18 protein-coding genes and 2 pseudogenes are annotated in these 17,831 nt (G+C 63.9%); 11 read left to right on the forward strand and 9 right to left on the reverse strand.

Translation table 11 applies throughout. From position 1 onward, the window contains the following. Positions 1-377 (reverse strand): annotated as a pseudogene (locus G0A00_RS24795) (transposase); the annotation flags it as partial. A 64-nt stretch (positions 378-441) separates the two neighbouring features. Between G0A00_RS24795 and G0A00_RS24800 the strand changes: the two are divergent. Further along, positions 442-879 carry a LysR substrate-binding domain-containing protein gene (locus G0A00_RS24800; RefSeq protein WP_164183028.1) on the forward strand — a complete coding sequence of 146 codons (438 nt, stop codon included), beginning with the start codon at positions 442-444 and terminating at the stop codon, positions 877-879. Between the two features lie 9 nt (positions 880-888). On the opposite strand, the gene G0A00_RS24805 is transcribed toward G0A00_RS24800, so the two are convergent. Then, on the reverse strand, positions 889-1,926 hold the full coding sequence (locus G0A00_RS24805; RefSeq protein WP_164183030.1) for a zinc-dependent alcohol dehydrogenase family protein: 1,038 nt from the start codon (positions 1,924-1,926) through the stop codon (positions 889-891). Between the two features lie 140 nt (positions 1,927-2,066). Between G0A00_RS24805 and G0A00_RS24810 the strand changes: the two genes are divergently transcribed. After that, a complete protein-coding gene (locus G0A00_RS24810) occupies positions 2,067-2,546 on the forward strand; it encodes an Lrp/AsnC family transcriptional regulator (RefSeq protein WP_164183032.1) in 480 nt (159 codons plus the stop codon). Between the two features lie 226 nt (positions 2,547-2,772). Here the strand turns inward: G0A00_RS24810 and G0A00_RS24815 are convergent, their stop codons facing one another. Further along, positions 2,773-3,681 carry a LysR family transcriptional regulator gene (locus tag G0A00_RS24815; protein WP_164183034.1) on the reverse strand — a complete coding sequence of 303 codons (909 nt, stop codon included), beginning with the start codon at positions 3,679-3,681 and terminating at the stop codon, positions 2,773-2,775. Positions 3,682-3,813: 132 nt separating this feature from the next. On the opposite strand from G0A00_RS24815, the gene G0A00_RS24820 reads away from it, so the two are divergent. Next, entirely contained in the window at positions 3,814-4,494 is a 681-nt protein-coding gene (locus G0A00_RS24820; protein WP_164183036.1) for a type 1 glutamine amidotransferase domain-containing protein, read from the forward strand. Positions 4,495-4,543: 49 nt separating this feature from the next. Here G0A00_RS24820 and G0A00_RS24825 read toward each other — a convergent pair whose 3' ends face one another. The 5 genes from G0A00_RS24825 to G0A00_RS24845 all read right to left on the reverse strand — a co-directional run bounded on the left by G0A00_RS24825 (position 4,544) and on the right by G0A00_RS24845 (position 8,672). Then, positions 4,544-4,825, reverse strand: a complete 282-nt coding sequence (locus G0A00_RS24825; RefSeq protein ID WP_224906927.1) for a hypothetical protein — start codon at positions 4,823-4,825, stop codon at positions 4,544-4,546. 52 nt (positions 4,826-4,877) lie between these two features. Beyond that, a complete protein-coding gene (locus G0A00_RS24830) occupies positions 4,878-5,663 on the reverse strand; it encodes a heme ABC transporter ATP-binding protein (RefSeq protein ID WP_164183038.1) in 786 nt (261 codons plus the stop codon). Positions 5,664-5,666: 3 nt separating this feature from the next. Then, on the reverse strand, positions 5,667-6,734 hold the full coding sequence (locus G0A00_RS24835; protein WP_164183040.1) for an iron ABC transporter permease: 1,068 nt from the start codon (positions 6,732-6,734) through the stop codon (positions 5,667-5,669). 1 nt (position 6,735) lies between these two features. Next, positions 6,736-7,542 (reverse strand): hemin ABC transporter substrate-binding protein, encoded by an 807-nt coding sequence (locus G0A00_RS24840; RefSeq protein ID WP_164183069.1) that lies wholly within the window; start codon positions 7,540-7,542, stop codon positions 6,736-6,738. Between the two features lie 74 nt (positions 7,543-7,616). Next, the gene (locus tag G0A00_RS24845) at positions 7,617-8,672 is read right to left on the reverse strand and encodes a hemin-degrading factor (RefSeq protein ID WP_164183042.1); all 1,056 of its coding nucleotides are present in this window, start codon (positions 8,670-8,672) and stop codon (positions 7,617-7,619) included. Between the two features lie 418 nt (positions 8,673-9,090). On the opposite strand from G0A00_RS24845, the gene G0A00_RS24850 reads away from it, so the two are divergent. Continuing rightward, positions 9,091-11,097, forward strand: coding sequence for a TonB-dependent receptor (locus tag G0A00_RS24850; RefSeq protein ID WP_235953147.1), 2,007 nt, complete (start codon positions 9,091-9,093; stop codon positions 11,095-11,097). Between the two features lie 659 nt (positions 11,098-11,756). Here G0A00_RS24850 and G0A00_RS24855 read toward each other — a convergent pair. Continuing rightward, positions 11,757-12,161 (reverse strand): annotated as a pseudogene (locus G0A00_RS24855) (efflux RND transporter permease subunit); the annotation flags it as partial. 286 nt (positions 12,162-12,447) lie between these two features. Here G0A00_RS24855 and G0A00_RS24860 point away from each other — a divergent pair. The 7 genes from G0A00_RS24860 to G0A00_RS24890 all read left to right on the forward strand — a co-directional run. Further along, positions 12,448-12,771 carry a hypothetical protein gene (locus tag G0A00_RS24860; RefSeq protein WP_164183043.1) on the forward strand — a complete coding sequence of 108 codons (324 nt, stop codon included), beginning with the start codon at positions 12,448-12,450 and terminating at the stop codon, positions 12,769-12,771. Positions 12,772-13,348: 577 nt separating this feature from the next. After that, positions 13,349-13,918: a dTDP-4-dehydrorhamnose 3,5-epimerase gene (gene rfbC / locus G0A00_RS24865; RefSeq protein ID WP_164183045.1), complete on the forward strand. Its 570-nt coding sequence runs from the start codon at positions 13,349-13,351 to the stop codon at positions 13,916-13,918. Further along, positions 13,915-14,961 (forward strand): dTDP-glucose 4,6-dehydratase, encoded by a 1,047-nt coding sequence (gene rfbB / locus G0A00_RS24870; RefSeq protein ID WP_164183047.1) that lies wholly within the window; start codon positions 13,915-13,917, stop codon positions 14,959-14,961. Before rfbC ends, rfbB begins: the two co-directional genes overlap by 4 nt. Positions 14,962-14,963: 2 nt before the next feature. Next, positions 14,964-15,842: a glucose-1-phosphate thymidylyltransferase RfbA gene (gene rfbA / locus G0A00_RS24875; protein WP_164183049.1), complete on the forward strand. Its 879-nt coding sequence runs from the start codon at positions 14,964-14,966 to the stop codon at positions 15,840-15,842. Between the two features lie 177 nt (positions 15,843-16,019). Further along, positions 16,020-16,808: a 3-deoxy-manno-octulosonate cytidylyltransferase gene (locus G0A00_RS24880; protein WP_164183051.1), complete on the forward strand. Its 789-nt coding sequence runs from the start codon at positions 16,020-16,022 to the stop codon at positions 16,806-16,808. Then, positions 16,805-17,626 (forward strand): 3-deoxy-8-phosphooctulonate synthase, encoded by an 822-nt coding sequence (gene kdsA / locus G0A00_RS24885; protein ID WP_164183053.1) that lies wholly within the window; start codon positions 16,805-16,807, stop codon positions 17,624-17,626. Before G0A00_RS24880 ends, kdsA begins: the two co-directional genes overlap by 4 nt. 71 nt (positions 17,627-17,697) lie before the next feature. After that, positions 17,698-17,831 (forward strand): hypothetical protein (locus G0A00_RS24890; protein WP_164183055.1); only part of this gene is annotated, 134 nt, incomplete at its 3' end.

Genomic DNA, 17,831 nt, shown 5'->3' on the forward strand with positions numbered 1-17,831 from the left:
TGTGTCCGCTGACAGGCTGTTCTGCACTCCCTGCTAAAGTTTGCGACAGAACCCTCAAGGGTGGCCTCTGCCAAGGCCTCCTTCAGCGCGCTGGCCTCAGCCCGCAGGACCTTTACTTCCGGGCTGCTCGCCTGGCGCGCCGTGTCACCAGCAAGCCGCTTCTTGCCGGCCTCGAGAAACTCTTTGGACCAACTGTAGTACAGGCTCGTCGCAATCCCCTCGCGCCGGCAAAGCTCGGCTATGCTCTCCTCGCCGCGAAGCCCCTCAAGCACGATGCGGTTCTTTTCCTCCACCGAATGCTGTTTGCGGGTGCGTCAGCGGATGTCCTTCACAACCTTCTCGGCGGAAGGCTTCGGTGTTCCGGGTTTCTGTCTCATCTCCACTCCTTGGTAGTTACGATGAGCCAGAAACCCTCCTTTCCGAAATCAATTCAGATGTCCCATGGGCGCTGACGCCGGACAGCTGCACCGCAAACTCGGGCGCACGCCATGGAAACTTGTAGCCGCCCCGGAATATCTTGACCGCATGGGTTGGCCTTCGTCGCCGCAGGACCTGAAGGCGCTAGAGCAAGTGCGCTTTGCAGCGCCCGAGCATATCAACACCCTGCAATTCAAGGGGATGCCCGAGCCGCTTTCGCTGCCGACCTCGGTGGTTGCGGGCAATGGCGAAGCGGCCCGCCGGCTTGTTCTCGGAAGCCTCGGCATCGCGCGGTTCTCCGACTTCATGGTGGCTGACGATATCCATGCCGGCCGCCTTGTCGAATTGTTCGCCGGCGAGTTGGAAGCCGCGCCCCTCGATATCACCGCGCTCTACCTCACGCCAACAGCCGGTCTGCGCCGACTTGCCGTCTTTTTGGATTGGGTCGGTGGGATACTGTGAGGCCCGAGCTCAGAACCGGGTGATGACGGTTGCGCCGACGGACTGAAATTTGTCCATTTCCATAAGTTCCTGCGGGGCCTCGGCAAGGCTGATCCTCTTGCCCACCAACCGCGACGGGTCGAGCCGTCCACTCGCCACCATGTCCAGCATCGCGCCGTAGCGGTGTGCCTGCATTCCATGGGAGCCGAGCAGCTCGATCTCCTGACCGACGATTTTCGGCATCGGGATCGCGGGGGCAGCTTGGTCCCCCAGCATCAGCCCCACCTGCACGTGCTTGCCGCGCGGCTTGAGACAGAGGATCGAGTTGGTCATGGTTGCCGGGTGCCCCAGTGCGTCGAGCGAGACATGCGCGCCGCCTTTGGTGATCTCCTGGATGGCGGCGGGCACGTCGACCTCGCGCCCGTCGATGACCGCCACCGCGCCGAGTTTCTGGGCCATGGCAAGCTTGGCCGGGTCGAGATCGACACCGATCACATTCGCGCCCGCTGCCGCGGCGATCATTACAGCCGACAAGCCGACGCCGCCGCAGCCATGCACCGCGACCCATTGGCCGGCGCTGACTTTGCCCTGGTCGACCACCGCCCGGAACGAGGTGGCAAAGCGGCAGCCTAGGCTGGCGGCGGTCGCAAAGTCCATCGTCTCGGGGAGCGCAACAAGGTTCAGGTCTGCCTGATGGATTGGCACGTACTCCGCAAAAGACCCCCAATGGGTAAAGCCCGGCTGTTCTTGGGCCAGACACACCTGCTGGTTGCCGGAGTGACATTCCGAGCAAGTGCCGCAGCCGCAAATGAAGGGCACGGTGACCTTGTCGCCGATCTTCCAGGTCTTCACGTCCTTGCCCACAGCTTCAACCACACCGGCCAACTCGTGGCCCGGCACATGCGGCAAATCGATGTCACTGTCGTGCCCCATCCAGCCGTGCCAGTCGCTCCGGCAGACGCCTGTAGCGGCAACCTTGAGCACGACACCATGCGGTTCGGGGCTCGGGTCGGCAACTGTGGTCAGCTTGAGGGCTTCTTGGAACTTCTCGAAAAGGACGGCTTTCATGGCAGGGTCTTTCGATTGAGGGCGAACTGGCGGGAGGATAGCCCCATGCTTTCGAAATAACTTTGCTATTCTTCCCCTATTTGAAGATATTTGAGGCAGTATCCTCTATCGGGGGGAAGCATTTTGAAGGAATCCAACCCATGCCCGAGATCGACGGTGTAAACGCCGCGCTTCTGAACCTGTTGCAGGACGACGGCCGCATGACCAACGCTAAGCTCGCCGAAAGCCTCGGCATGAGCGAAACTCCTTGCTGGCGCCGGCTGAAACGGCTCGAGGAAAACGGCATTATCGAAGGCTACCAGGCGAACCTGAATCGCCGCAAACTCGGCCTCGGTGTCATGGCCTTCGTCCAGCTGCGCTGTTCCGAGCATGACCAAGTCGCCACCGCCGAGTTCCAGCGTCTCGTCCAAACGACGCCCAACATCCTGGCGTGCCACAACACCACTGGCGCGGACGATTTCCTGCTGATTGTGGTGGCGAAGGATCTCGACGACTACAGCGTGTTTGTCGACAGCACGCTACGGCGGCTTCCCGGGGTGACCAGCATCCGTTCTAACCTGTCGCTGAAAGAAATGAAGGCGTCGAGCAGGCTGCCGGTCACCTCGGCTGTTGGCGCTTGAAAGACCGGCTGTGCCGACGAATACCAAAAAGCAGACTATCTCCTGAGCATTAGGCCTCAGCGGTTATTCCCGCCGTGCGCAGAGGATAAGCTGCAGGCGCGGCATATTTGGGACATTTTCCTTGAATGGCTGCTCAACGCTCCCGCTTCCGACCGAAGCCAGACTCCGTCCCGGGTCGAAAGCGGCAACGCGCAGGTGGCTGCTAATCAGTTGCCCCTCACGCTTCTCAGAACCCTTTCCCTTCCACGACTGAAATGGCGTTCAGAAGCTCTCGAAGCCAGATGTGGCGTGCGTCGCTCCGATTGTGTGGGTGCCAGGCGACCTGGGTCGGGAATGTTCCCAGGTTCAGTGGGACCGGCAAGTCCCGAAGCCCATGAGGTTCGGCGATCAGGGCTGCGATACGCGCAGGGACAGTGGCGATGCCTCCGATGCGGGCGACGGTAGGGGCTGCTGTCAGGAAATGCGAGACGATCACCGCGGTGTTGCGGCGTAGGCCTGTGTCAGCGGTCAGCTTGTGTAACCCGGTGCGCCATTTTCCGGGCGGCGCCACGACCACATGCGGTAGCCGCTCGTATAGGTCGCGATCCAGGATCGCATCATCTGCCAGAGCCTCAGGAGCGACGATGCAGCGGAAGCCGTCATTGAAGATCTCCGACACAACTAAGTCCTCTGGTGGCGGGGAGAAACGGCCAATGGCGAGATCGAAGCTTTGCCCGGCAAGGGAGCGCGGATCCAGGTCCGGGCCGATCGGGGCGATCTCGAGCTCCGCCTTGGGGGCGTGACGCGCGAAGGCCGCGGCCAGAGACGGGGCAAGGACGACCTCCGCGTAAGGCCCCAGCAACAGCCGGAAACGCCGCGTGCTTTGAGTCGGATCGAAAGGCTCCGCGGCACGGAACGCCAGTTCGAGCCGGTCCAGCCCGGCTGCGATGTCCGGGGCGATCTGCAACGCCTTCTCGGTCGGCTCGACGCCGTATCTGGCGCGCAGGAAAAGCTCATCCCCCAAGGCGACGCGCAGCCGCGCAAGCGCCCCACTGACAGTGCTTTGCGACTGGCCGAGGCGCCGCGCCGCAGCGGTGACATTGCGTTCTTCCATCACGGCGTGGAAGACGCGAAGAAGAGATATCTCCGGGCTCATGTGTCCAGCTTACCGATATCTGACATGCTGCGCATCAATTTCTCGATCTGCGAATTCGCCCCATATCAATCCGGAGACGTTCCTGCAGTGACCCTCGCGGGACGTTCCGAGACAATGCAAGGAGACCTGAAAATGGCACGTATTCTGATCCTGTCCACTGCGGCCGATGTCCTTGGCGATACCGGCAACCCCACCGGAGTTTGGTACGAAGAGCTGGCGAGCCCGTATTACGCGTTCCTTGATGCGGGCCACGAGGTCACGCTGGTGACGCTTGGCGGAAAACCTGTTCCCATTGATCCGAATTCCGACGTGGCTGGTGAGGAGGCCCCGGCCTCGGTCACAAGGTTTGGCGCAGATGCGGAGGCAACGGCGCTGCTGTCCAGCCCCGGCCGCCTAGAGGACGAGGACGTCACCGCTTACGACGCGCTCTACATCCCGGGCGGCCACGGCGCGATGTTCGACCTCGCCGAAAGCGCACTTGCAGCCAAGGCCATTGGCAAGGCCTGGGATAGCGGCAAGGTCGTCGCCTCGGTTTGTCATGGCCCGGCGGCCTTTGCCAAGGTCGTGGATGCGAATGGCGATCCTATCGTGAAGGGCCGCAAGGTCACTGCCTTCACGGACAGCGAGGAAGAGGCCGTGGGGCTGGTCGAGGCAGTGCCGTTCCTGCTGGAAACCAAGCTGCGCGAGCTCGGGGCTGACTTCGAGAACGTTGGCGACTGGCAACCTCATGCCGTGGCCGATGGCCGGCTGGTGACGGGGCAGAACCCGGCTTCGTCGGAGGCGGCGGCGAAGAAGGTCCTCGAGCTTTTGTAACCTTATGTGGCGCCGCCCGGCGACGGGCGGCGCCTCTCTGCCCTGCGGGTCAGCCCCAGGGCGTGACGAGGTATTTCTCGCCCGTGCGCATGGCGCGGTAGTCCAGTACGGCCTCCTTGGTCAGCATTTCCTCCAGCGTGACCCGCGACTTGTAACTGCTGGCAAAGGTGCTGGTCAGATTGTCACGCACCCGCTTTCGCATCCGGCCCATGGTCTCCTGCCCAATCGACTGCAGGAACGGGAACAGCAGCCATCCCGACAGTGTCCAGCCGAACCCGTAACTGGGGGTCAGCACGGTGGGGCTGGTGTCGAGGCGGCGGTAGATGAACATGCGTTTCGGCTGGTTCGATCCGTAGCGCGAATATTCGGCTGATGTGGGCCGCTCAGGCGGTCCCGAGCCGTGCTGTGTGCGGCAGCACATAGGGACCGCTGGGCGGCGGAGTGCTGACGCGGAGGCTGCACCCATAGGCGCGCGACAGCAGGTCATCGCGCAGCAGCGCCTCAGGGCTGGCCTGTTCGAGCAGGCGCCCCTCGGCGAGGAGTGCGACACTGTCGGCGAACATCGCCGTGAGGTTGAGATCATGCATGATCGCCACCACCCCGCCGCCGGCGTCGGCAAAGTCCCGGGCGATCTGCATGACCTGCAGCTGATGCGCGATATCGAGGCTCGAGACCGGTTCGTCGAGGAACAGCCAGCGGGCCTCACCGGCCTCGACCGGCTCCCACACTTGGCACAGGACACGGGCAAGCTGAACGCGCTGCTGCTCGCCACCGGACAGCTCTTGATAGGGACGGCTTGCGTAACCGCTCAGGCCGACCCGCGCCAGCGCGCGCGGCGTGAGATCGGCTGCGCTGCCGGGACCTGTGCGGATTTGGCCCAGCCCAACGACCTCGGCCACGGTGAACGGAAACGCCAGCGGGGTGAATTGAGAGAGCACCGCGCGCCGCAGCGCCAGCCGCCAGACCGGGATCGTCGAGAGATTCTCGCCGCCCAGCACAATGCGTCCTGCATAGTTCAGATCGCCGGTCATGGCGCGCAGCAGCGTTGTCTTGCCCGACCCGTTCGGTCCGACAATGGCTGTCAGCGCGCCGGGGGCGGCGCAGAAGGTCACGCGGTCGAGGACGCGGCGGTGACCATAGTCCACGGTAATGTCGCGGGCGTCGAGCATCGCTCAGATCTCCAGGCTGGCGCGGCGGCGCAGCAGGATCCACAGAAAGAACGGTCCGCCGACCACCGCCGTGATGATGCCGATGGGCAATTCACTGGGCGCGACGATACTGCGGCTGATCACATCGGCGATGAGCAGCAGGCTGGCCCCGAGCAGCGCAGAGTTGATCAGCAGGGCACGGTGTTCAGGGCCGGTGGCGAGCCGCAGCAGATGCGGCACGACGATGCCGACAAAGCCGATGCCGCCGGAAATCGCGGTGGCCGCGCCAACGGCGGCCGCGACGACGAGGATCGCCAAGGTTTTCAGCCGCTGCACCGGGATGCCCAGATGATGCGCCGCCGTCTCGCCCAGGGCCAGCGCGTTCAATCCCCGCGCCAAGGCCGGGGCGGCGATGAGCGCCGTCAGCATCAAGGGCGCGGCGTAAAGCGTCCTGCTCCACGAAGACCCGGCGAGCGAGCCGAGGCTCCAGAACGTCAGATCGCGCAGTTGCTGGTCGTCCGCGATGTAGATCAGCAGTCCGGAGAAGGCCGCCGTCATCGCGGCAAGGGCAATCCCGCCGAGCAGCATGGTGGCCACCGAGGTGCGCCCGCCGCGCGTCGCGATAAGATACAGCACACTGACCGAAAGCCAGCTTCCCGCAAAGGCCATCACCGGCACCAGCGCCGGGCCGAAGACCCCGGAAAGCCCCAGGTGCAAAAGCCCGCCCAGAACGATCGCCGAAATTGCGCCAAGCCCGGCTCCGGCGCTGACCCCGACAAGGCCGGGGTCGGCCAGCGGGTTGCGGAACAGCCCCTGCAGGACAGCCCCGGCCACGGCCAGCGACGCCCCCACCATCATGCCGGTCAGCAGCCGCGGCAGGCGGATGTCCCACAGGATGATCCGCGTGCGCGCCTCGATCTCGCGCCCGGCCAGAAGATCGCCGATCGCGGCAGGCAGCGACACGCCCGATGCGCCCACGGCAAGGCTTGCCCAGGCGGTCGCCAGCAGCAGCGCCACCAGCACCCAACTTGTCGAGCGCGCCAGTTTGCGCCGATCACCTGCCGTATGGGCCTCGGGGTGGATCGCAACCATCTCAGCCGCCTGCCAGCGCGTGGGCCAATTCTACGACCGCCTCGGCGGTGCGCGGGCCGAAGCCGAGCATCTTCATCCCATCCATGCGCAGCACCGAGCGGGTCTCGCCTGCCGGGGTCGAGAGGATGGCGGGCTGCGCAAACAGGTCTTCGTCGCTGGCGCCCATGTCGCCGCCCCGCGCCATCATCAGGATCACGTCAGGAGCGGCGGCAATGATGGCCTCGTCGGACAGCGGCTTGTAACCCTCGAAGTCGGTGACGGCATTCACCCCGCCAGCAAGGCGAATGATCCCGTCCGCGGCGGTGTTGGTGCCGCCCGCCATGATGCGTCCGCCCTGCAACGACAGCACAAAGAGCACCCGGCGCGGCGCGCCAGCCGTTTCCTTGGCTGCGATCTCTGCCGCCGCATCCAGATCGGCGGCCACATCGGCAGCGAGCGCCTCGCCCTTTGCCGGCACGCCCAGAACCTCGGCGACGCGGTGAATCTTGGTCAGCACGGCCTCGCGGTCATAGCCTTCGGGGATTTCCGCGAACTCGATGCTGGCGGCTTGGAGCAATTCGACGGCTTCGGGCGGGCCCGCGCCTTCCTCGGTAAGGATGAGCGAGGGGTTCACCGACAGCACACCCTCAGGCGACAGGCGCCGGATGTAGCCGATGTCGGGGAGTTGGGTCACCCCTTCGGGGAAATTCGAGGTGGTGTCGCGGGCCACCAAACGGTCCTGCTCGCCGAGGGCGTAGACGATCTCGGTCACCGCGCCGCCGATCGAGACGATGCGCTGCGGCTCCTGGGCCTGCAACGCACTGGCCATCAGCAGGGGCAGCGCCAGCGCGGCCCAAGCAGCACCGGCGAAAAGGGCCGCCCGGTTGCGCGAGAGCGCGGCGCTCACGACATCACCTCTGCGGGCGCGGCTTCGGGCAGGGCGGCGGCAATGGCCTCGAACTCTGCCGCACGGTCCTGAGGTTTGCGCACCCCGAAGATCTGCAGAATGATCCTGCCCTCGGCATCGAAGGCTTCGATCGACACCGCCATGCCGCGGCGCGTCGGCTTGTGAACTTCCCAGACCTCGGCGACATGATCGCTGCGCAGATGCATGTCAAAGCCCGGGTCCAGCACGTTCAGCCATGGCCCCATCATCTTGATATTGGTGACCGGCCCGGAGTGAATCTGGATGCAGCCCTGATTGCCGACAAAGATCATGACCGGCACCTGTTTTGCCGAAAGCTCGGTGAACAGGGCCTTTAGGCTTTGCGGTGCCACAGGGCGGACGTAGGGGGCTCCGGCAATGCGGTAGGCACCGAGCCGGTTCATCTTCATGCGGCTGACCATCATCAGGAACTGATGGGTGTCGGTCAGCTTGTCCCAGTTCGCGCGCAATTCGTCTGCGCGGTCGGGCCGGGACTTCGCGGGCTCCGGTGCCTCGCGCGGTTCGGTCTGCAGCGTGTCGTCCTGGGCCTCGAGCGCGAGATCGGCCACCACCGCCTCCCATGCTCCGTGGTCCGAGCAGTCGCGCATGTGGATCTTATGGACCGCATCGCCTGCGGCATCGAACACCAGCAGCGCCCGGCGGAGCCCTTTGTCTGTCTGCTGGTCAAGCGCAAAGCCATGCACCCAGTGGCGCGGGAAGATGCGCAGATCGATCTCTTCGTTGAGCACCATCGAGGCGTGCTCACCAGAGTGGTAATTGGCGTAGCGACCGACCTTTTCATGCACACACGAAGGAGTCCGGGTCAGCGCCATGACCTCGCCCAGCTTTTCCGCAGCGGCCATCAGCTTGTCGGGATCGGCAGTAATCTGGGTGACACCATGGCCGACATGCGCCGCCATCAGTTGCGCTTCGCTGATGCCAAGCTGCTCGGCCAGATCGCGCTCGCGAAGGTTGGACTTTTCGATGCGCGCGGTCCGGATATCCTGCGCGGATAGTGGCGGGTTCTGAGCCATTTAGTCACTCCTGGCCTTGGGTGGACGAGGTGTCTGGCTCGCACCCGCAGGTGCATTGGCTGGAGCAAGGATATGCAAATATTCCTGATTTATCTACTCAGGTAAACTTGAGGACGCAAGATGCTCGTCAATGTCCCCTTAGGGAAGCCAGAGAATGGCGCATAGCGAGGCGGCAGCAGGACAGGATCAAATTCCTGACTTAATCACTTGACTTTTCGTTCTGGCCTGGCCTAACCCTTCGGAAGCGCCAGCTGACAGCGGTCAGGACGCATATCCGACCGCATGCGCAAGCGAGATCCCAAAAATCAAAACCCCGAACGGCCAGCCCCGCTGGTGCCGTTCGATAACGAGTGTGCCGACGCGTCGCGACGGGCGAGGGCCAGTATACGCCCTTGCGTCGGCGAAGGGACCAGAACGGATGACGATGAGACTTGCTGCAACTTACCGATCCGCAACCGCAATTGCGCTGGCGATGGCCGTAACCGGAACGAGCGCCGTGGCGCAGGCGACGGAAGAGGGCGACGATCTGTACCTCGGGCGCATCGTCGTCGGCTATTCCGCAGACGGCACGCCGACCTACGCCGGGGAAAACACCTCGCACCTCGAGGGCAATGCCGTGACCGCGCAGGGGGGCACGGCGACGGTGGATGACGTGATCCGCCAAACGCCCGGCGCGTCGACGCGCCTGAACCCGGGCCAGCCCGGTGTTGCCGTCTCGATCCGCGGGCTGCAGGGGCAGGGCCGGGTCGCGATGACCGTCGAGGGGGTGCCGCAGAACTTCCGTTTCAATGGGCACGCCTCGGAGGGCTACGCGAATTTGGAACCGCTGTTCCTGCAGGGTATCGACATCACCCGCGGCGCGGTGGTGACCGCGGGCGGCAGTGGCTCCGCCGGTGCGGCGAATTTCCGGCTGATCGACGCAGAGGACATCGTTGACGGTCAGGGCGCCGGTGGCCGCGTCAAGCTGAGCTATGGCGACAATGGCGACGACTTCGGGCGCATGGGGGCCGCTGCCTATGTGGGCGAGCGGGGCTCGGTGCTGGCCGCCTATGCAAGGGCCACCGCCGACGCTTTTGAGGATGGCGCAGGCAACACGGTGGACAACACCGACAAGGATCGCGACAGCTATATGCTGCGCGGCCGTTACGCGCTGACCGAGACCCAGAGCCTCGAACTTCTGGCGACCCGGATGAACGCGGATTACGCCTCCAACTCCTACTATCAGGAGATGACGACCGACCTCTACAAGCTGGGCTACACGCTCGACTACAGCCCGGCGGTCAACCTGACCGCGAACCTCTATCGCTCGGTCACCGACAATGAATACACCGGCTCGATCGACGGCACCGGCTCTTACGTCGGACGCCAGATGCAGACCATCACCACCGGGCTCGACGTCACCAATGTCAGCGAGCTTGCTCTGGGGGGCTGGATGCTCACCTCGACCAATGGCTTCGAGTATTACGAAGACGTTCTGGGCGGCGCGGAAGGGGGGGCGAACCCAACCTACGGCGAAGCGAAGAACCTTGGCATCTACTCCGAGAACACCTTCTCGAATGGTCCGTGGGAAGTCACCGCCGCGCTGCGCTACAGCGACTACAGCCTGAAGGGTCGCCTCGACAACGAACTGGAGTCGGGCGATGTCGATATCGACGAGACGTCTTTCGATCCGAAGCTGACGCTGGCCTATCAGGTCAACGACTGGCTGCAGCCCTATGTCTCCTTCTCGCGGAGCAGCCGAGCGCCCTCGCTGCAGGAAACTCTTCAGGAGAGCTTCCACGGCTATGGGTTCTTCAATCTCTATCTTGGGCCGAACCCCGATCTCGAAACGGAGACGACCGAAGGCGGCGAGATCGGCGTCAATGTGGCGCGGAACGATTTTCTGGCCGCCGGAGACCGGCTGACCGCGCGGCTGGCGTACTTCAAGATGAACGTCGAAGACTATGTCGCCTACGTCACGGAGGACAGTTACACCTCGGTTGGTCCGACGACGCTTGCCTACTACGACAATATCGACGGCACCACGGTCACACAGGGGTTCGAACTCGAGGCGGCCTATGAGTCCGAACTGTGGTCCGCCGCGCTGTCCTACACCAATTCGGACTCGACACCGCCCTCGGGCTATGAGGGCTATGAGCTTCAGCCCCCCGAGACCTTCTCGACAACTCTGGCGCGTCATTTCATGAACCGCGATCTGACCACGGGCGCCACCTACAGCTACACCGCTGCGGGCGTTTCGATCGACAGCGAAGAGAAAAGCGATGCTTACGGGCTGTGGGATATCTTCGCGAGCTATGAGCCGACCAACAATCTTCTGATCACCGCCAAAGTGGCGAATGTCGGAGACGAGGAATATCTGCCCTACGCGGCAACCGGCAATGGCCCTGGGCGCACATTTTATCTTGGGCTCCAGATGACTTTCTGAGTTAGCCCGAGCAGTAGTCAGGTCCCCTTGGTTGTGGAAGGCACGCCGCAGCCGGGGGGACAACGGTCAGCAAGAGACCCGATCCCCCAACCCTCGGGGCGCAAAGGGTTCATGGCCAAATCCGGCAGGGACGTTGAAAAGTGTGGGCAGAATAAACTCCGGCCGTCAGACTGGAAGCGGCCGGATGCTCTCGGGTCGCTCCATTGCTTTCAGTGCGTTGGCTCCCAAAGTCGGCTTTAACGGCAACAGATGATTGGGGCTATGTCTGCGCTGCGTACGCCCTAGTCGCGCATCCAGGATTCCGCACAGGGATCACTGCGACCGGACCACCGGTCTTGGCATGGACTTGAAAGTTTATGTCGGCAAGCCTCGCGTCTCGGAGTCGCTGGATTTTGAACCACCCAAAAATTCATAATTCGACCTTATCCGATCGAAGCGGTCTCTTTGTTAACCCGCGAACGCGAAATAGGTTGAAATATGGGTCTTGGAAAGGCCAGCAGGCAGATTGAGAGCTGGTCACCAGCTGGGGCAGGCGGAGGTGCAGTAGCTCGGATCGTATGGCGATGGCAGGACACTGTCGGAGCTGCCTCAACCTACTTGGTTCAAAAAGCGGTGGCGATGCACGCTTGGAGGAAGCCGAGCGGGTCCGGTATGTTTGATTAGGCCTCATGCGGTGCATTCCCTTGTGGCGCCCCAGACCGGCGGAAGATGACAACGTAGAGCACCGGCGCGGCGATCAGCGTCAGCAGCGTTGCGAACGCTAAGCCGCCCATGATCGTCACCGACATGCATGCGAAGAATCTGTCTCCCAGTAGCGGTGCCATCCCGAGGATCGTCGTTGCGGCAGCAAGGAACACCGGCCGCAGGCGCGAGGATGACGCCTCGATCACGGCCTGCTCGGAGGGTACAACGCCGGCGAGGCTGAGGTCGATCTTCACGATAAGGACGATGCCGTTCTTGATCAGCATGCCCGAGAGCGACAGCAGCCCGAGAAGAGCGGTGAAGCTGAACGGCAGCCCGGTGCCCTGAAGCCCGATCACCGCGCCGTTGAGCGCTATGGGCAGCTTTCTTGCTCCGCCCGCTGCGAGATACAGTTGCCCGCGGGTCTCTGAGCGGGCACTCGTATGCCATCTTTAGTGCCATGTGGATCGACAAGGAAAAGGTCGAGCTCTCCGAGCTCCGTAATCCAGAAACACGCGGTGCCGACCGCCGCCGCAGATGACCGGCGAAACGGCGCCGGTCCGCGATCGGCGCGCGGAAACGATCAGACACGAATTCGCCAGGGCCTCTTGAGCCGAGTCCGCCGGTACCGCAGGCTGATCAGGATTGCCACGAGAGGAGGCCACCCTGATGGTCGATTTCGCCCAGACTATTGTGCTGCTTGCCACGCTTGCCTTCGTCGCCGCCTGTGCGGATGGTCCGCAGATTCAACCGCTGACCAAGGGCTTCGTCGAGGGCAGCTTCTCCGCGAGCGATGCGGCCGTGGCGGCATGCCGGGCCAAGCTGTCGGCGGAAACCTCGGGCAAACTGAAGGTCGTCGGATCGAAAGCCGCGGGCGCAAGAAGCTCGGTCTACATGAGGATCGGTCCGAGCGGCGCCCCCTGGCGATGCCAAGTGGGCTCGGATGGGAGTAACCCGACCGTCGGATTCATGGGTTATGGCGGGATGGGGTAAATTCTGAGCTGACATTTGACGAATTGGCGCTCAATCGAATCCAGAGCAGGGTAGGGCGGACGCCGCATGGCGGCCTGACACGCATGATGGAGGTCGGTGTGTGCGAAGTGTCGAACCATTGTCATTCGTGTGTAAAGTGTCGAAGCCGTTTCACGGCGAGGAACATGTACCTTCGCTGAGCAAGGGCGTGCAGGTGAAGAGCTGCCGGCCATCAGAGGGTTGTGCGCGCCGCAAGCCTTGCTAGGAGAATCCGGGAACACCAGGTCTTTCGCTTCATGCACTCGACGCACGTCGTGCTAATTGACGTGCTGTGCGACATAGCCGCCTTCGACCTGTTATTTGCTCACCAGATCAATGAGCAGCCTCACGACCTGAGACGCTTCTCACCCCTCTCACTACCGGCCATCCGGTGGGGCGCGAGCCAGTGTGAATTTTCATTTTTGAGTTGGAGGTCAGCTGGGAGTCTCTTCTGAGCATGCCAAGAAGACACGCTGTTCATTTTGTTGGGAGCGGTGCGGGAAGCATGATCGGAGTTGTGTTAGTCAAGCGGTGTTTGCTGATTTGAAGGGCGCGACGGGTGAAAATCGAACCGACGAAACTGCAGGGCGTTCTAGTTCTGACCCCCCGCCGGTTTGGCGACCACCGCGGATTTTTTTCTGAAAGCTACAGCCGCAAGGCCTTCGCCGAGGCGGGGCTCCACTACGAGTTCGTGCAGGACAACCACTCGCTCTCGATGACCCCTGGCACGGTGCGCGGGCTGCATTTTCAGGCGCCGCCGCGGGCGCAGGACAAGCTGGTGCGCTGCGGGCGCGGGGCGCTCTTCGATGTCGCCGTCGACATCCGCAAAGGCTCGCCCACCTATGGGCAATGGGTGGGCTATGAGCTCAGCTTCGAGAACGGACGCCAGCTGCTGGTGCCGGCGGGCTTTGCCCATGGCTTCGTGACGCTGCAGCCCGAGACCGAGATCATCTACAAATGCTCGGACACTTACGCCCCCGAGACCGAGGGCGCTGTGGTCTGGAACGACCCGGACATCGGCATCGACTGGCCCTTCGCGGGGGAGGCGGTGCTTTCGGAAAAAGACGCCGCCGCGCCGCGGCTGAAGGACATCGACAGCCCGTTCACCTTTGAGGGGTCTTTCGCATGAAACTGCTGATCACCGGCGGCGCCGGCTTCATCGGCTCGGCCGTGGTGCGGCTGGCGGTGGCGCGCGGCCATGAGGTGGTGAACCTCGATGCGCTGACCTATGCCGCCTGCCTCGACAATGTCGCCGAAGCCGCAGACAGCCCAGCCTATGCCTTCGAGCAAGCCGACATCCGCGACCGCGCGGCGCTCGACCGGGTGTTTGCGGCGCACACCCCCGACGCGGTGATGCATCTCGCCGCCGAGAGTCATGTGGACCGCTCGATCGACGGGCCGGGCGATTTCATCGAGACCAATATCACCGGCACCTACAATATGCTCGAAGCCGCGCGGGCCTATTGGACCCAGCAGGGCAAGCCCGAGACCTTTCGCTTCCACCATATCTCCACCGACGAGGTTTTCGGCTCGCTGCCCGCGGACCCGGAGGTCCAGTTCACCGAAGACACGCCCTATGATCCGCGCTCGCCCTATTCGGCCTCCAAGGCCAGTTCGGACCATCTGGTGCGCGCCTGGCATGAGACCTACGGGCTGCCGGTGGTGCTGACCAACTGCAGCAACAATTACGGGCCCTATCATTTCCCGGAAAAGCTCATCCCGGTGGTGATCCTCAACGCGCTGGCCGGAAAGCCGCTGCCGATCTACGGCACGGGCGAGAACATCCGCGACTGGCTCTACGTCGAGGACCACGCCGACGCGCTGCTGCTGGTGGTGGAGAAGGGCGAACTGGGGCGCAGCTACAACATCGGCGGCGAGAACGAGCGCAGCAACCTCGAGCTGGTGAAAACGCTTTGCGCCATTCTTGACGCGAAACGCCCGAAAGAGCGCGGCTCCTACGCCGATCAGATTTGCTTCGTCACCGACCGTCCGGGCCATGATGCGCGCTATGCGATCGACCCGAGCCGCATTCGGGACGAGCTCGGTTGGCGCCCCACGGTGACCGTCGAGGAGGGGCTGGAGAAGACCGTGGAATGGTATCTCAGCAATGAGGCTTGGTGGCGCCCGCTGCAGGCGCGCCACGGCGTCGGGCAACGGCTGGGGAAGGGGTAAACATGGCACAGCAACGCAAGGGCATCATTCTGGCTGGCGGTTCGGGCACGCGGCTCTATCCGATCACCATCGGTGTGTCGAAACAGCTGCTGCCGGTCTACGACAAGCCGATGATCTACTATCCGCTCTCGGTGCTGATGCTGGCCGGGATCCGCGAGATCTGCCTGATCACCACGCCGCAGGATCAGGCGCAGTTCCAGCGCACGCTCGGCGACGGCAGCCAATGGGGCATTTCCCTGACCTATGTGGTGCAACCGAGCCCCGACGGGCTGGCGCAGGCCTATCTGCTGGCCGAAGACTTCCTTGATGGCGCGCCCTCGGCGCTGGTGCTGGGCGACAATATCTTCTTCGGCCACGGGCTGCCGGACATGATGGCCGAGGCCGATGCGCGAGAGAGCGGCGGCACGGTCTTTGGCTATCACGTGGCCGATCCCGAGCGCTACGGCGTGGTGGATTTCGACGAGGATTTCCGCGCCACCTCGATCATCGAGAAACCCGCGGTGCCGCCGTCGAACTACGCGGTGACCGGGCTTTACTTCCTCGACGGCACGGCCCCCGAGCGCGCCAAGCAGGTGCAGCCCTCGCCGCGCGGCGAGCTGGAGATCACCACGCTTTTGGAGATGTATCTGCACGAGGGCGCGCTCGACGTGAAGCGCATGGGCCGCGGCTATGCCTGGCTCGACACCGGCACGCATGGGTCTTTGCTGGATGCGGGCAACTTCGTGCGCACACTCACCGAGCGCCAGGGCCAGCAGGTGGGCAGCCCCGATGAGATCGCCTTCCAGATGGGCTGGCTCGACCGCGCAGCCCTGGCGAAGCGCGCCGAAAAATTCCGCAAGAACGGCTATGGTGCCTATCTCGAGGCGCTGCTGAGCTCCTGACCTGCCGCCGCGCAATGCCGCTGAGCGGCTGGAACGGCGGTTTCGGTTGATCCGCCGCCCGCGCCCGGGCTATCCAGCAGGAAATTTCTCGAGGCGGGTGGTCCCGATGCGTCAATCTCACTCTGCCGCCCTCCGGGCGGTCTTTTCCGTGCAAATCTGCTGCGCCGGGGCGCGGTCATGAGCGCGGTCATCTTCATCCCCGCCCGCTATGCTTCGTCGCGCTATCCCGGCAAGCCGCTGGTCGAGCTGACCGGCGCCACCGGCGAGAAGAAATCGCTGATCCGTCGCGCCTGGGAGGCGGCGCAGAGCCTCAAGGGCGTCTCGGCGGTCTATGTGCTGACCGATGACGCGCGCATCGCCGAGGCGGCGCGCGGCTTTGGCGCCGAGGTGCTGATGACCTCGGAGGCGGCGCGTAACGGCACCGAACGTTGTGCCGAGGGCGTGGCGCAGCTGGAGAAGGCGCCCGACATCGTCATCAACCTGCAGGGCGACGCGCCACTAACCCCGCCGTGGTTCATCGAGGCGCTGATCGAGGCCATGCAGAACCCGGCGGTCGAAATGGCCACTCCGGTGCTGAAGACCGATCCCGAGACGCTGGCCAATTTCGTCTCTGACCGTCACGCGGGCCGGGTGGGGGGCACCACCGCAGTGATGCGCAGCGATGGCACGGCGCTCTATTTCTCCAAGGAAGTGCTGCCCTATGTGGGCAATCTCGAAACCCCACCCGAGGTCTGGCATCATGTGGGGGTCTACGGCTATCGCCCCGACGCGCTGGCCCGTTATGCCACCTGGCCCGAGGGCCCTCTGGAGCGCGCCGAAGGGCTCGAGCAGCTGCGTTTTTTGGAGAACGGCACGCCGGTCACCTGCGTTGCCGTCGAGGCGCGCGGGCGCGTGTTTTGGGAGCTCAATAATCCCGTCGACGTGGCCCGCATCGAGGCCGTGCTGCAAAAGGAAGGCATCGCATGAAACCTGTAACTGTCAAGGACGTCACCTTCGCCAATGACGCGCCGCTGGCGTTGATCGCCGGGCCCTGCCAGCTCGAAAGCCTTGATCACGCGCGCATGCTGGCCGAAAAGATCGCCGCCGCCGCCGAGGCCACGCGCACCCCTTGGGTGTTCAAAGGTAGTTTCGACAAGGCCAACCGCTCGTCGCTCTCCGGCAAGCGCGGACTTGGCATGGAGGCGGGCCTTTCGATCATGTCGCAGATCGGCGCCGAGTTCGGCGTGCCGGTGCTCACCGACATCCACACCGCCGAGCAATGCGCCGCGGTGGCGCAGGCGGTGGACATCCTGCAGATCCCCGCGTTCCTGTCGCGCCAGACCGATCTGCTGCTCGCCGCGGGCGAGACCGGCGCGGCGATCAACGTCAAGAAGGGCCAGTTCCTCGCGCCGTGGGACATGGCCAATGTGGCCGCTAAGATCGCCAGCACCGGCAACGAACGCCTGCTGCTCTGCGAGCGCGGCGCCAGCTTTGGCTACAATATGTTGGTCTCGGACATGCGCAGCCTGCCGATCATGGCCGAGACCGGCTACCCGGTGGTGTTTGACGCGACCCACTCGGTGCAGCTGCCGGGAGGGCAGGGCAGCTCCTCCGGCGGCCAGCGGCAGTTTGTGCCGACGCTGGCCCGCGCCGCCGTCGCCGTGGGCTGCGCCGCGGTCTTCATCGAAACCCATGAGGATCCGGACAACGCGCCCTCGGACGGGCCCAATATGGTGCCGATCGATCAGCTGGGCGGCTTGCTGGCCAAGCTACGCGCGCTCGACGAGATCGCCAAGACCGGTTGACAAAGCGGGCTGACAAGACGAGCTGAGGTGCGGCCTCTGGCTGCCGGACATAGGACATGGAGAGGTAGAAGATGGCACCCAAATTCGGAACGAGCGGCCTGCGCGGCCTCGTCGTAGAGTTGACGCCGGATCTGGTGGCGGACCATGTGCGGGCCTTTGCCAGCGCCTGCGATCACGGCGGCACGCTCTGCGTCGGGCAGGACCT

It is taken from the genome of Salipiger sp. PrR002 (assembly GCF_010500775.1).
Classification (GTDB): Bacteria; Pseudomonadota; Alphaproteobacteria; order Rhodobacterales; family Rhodobacteraceae; genus Salipiger.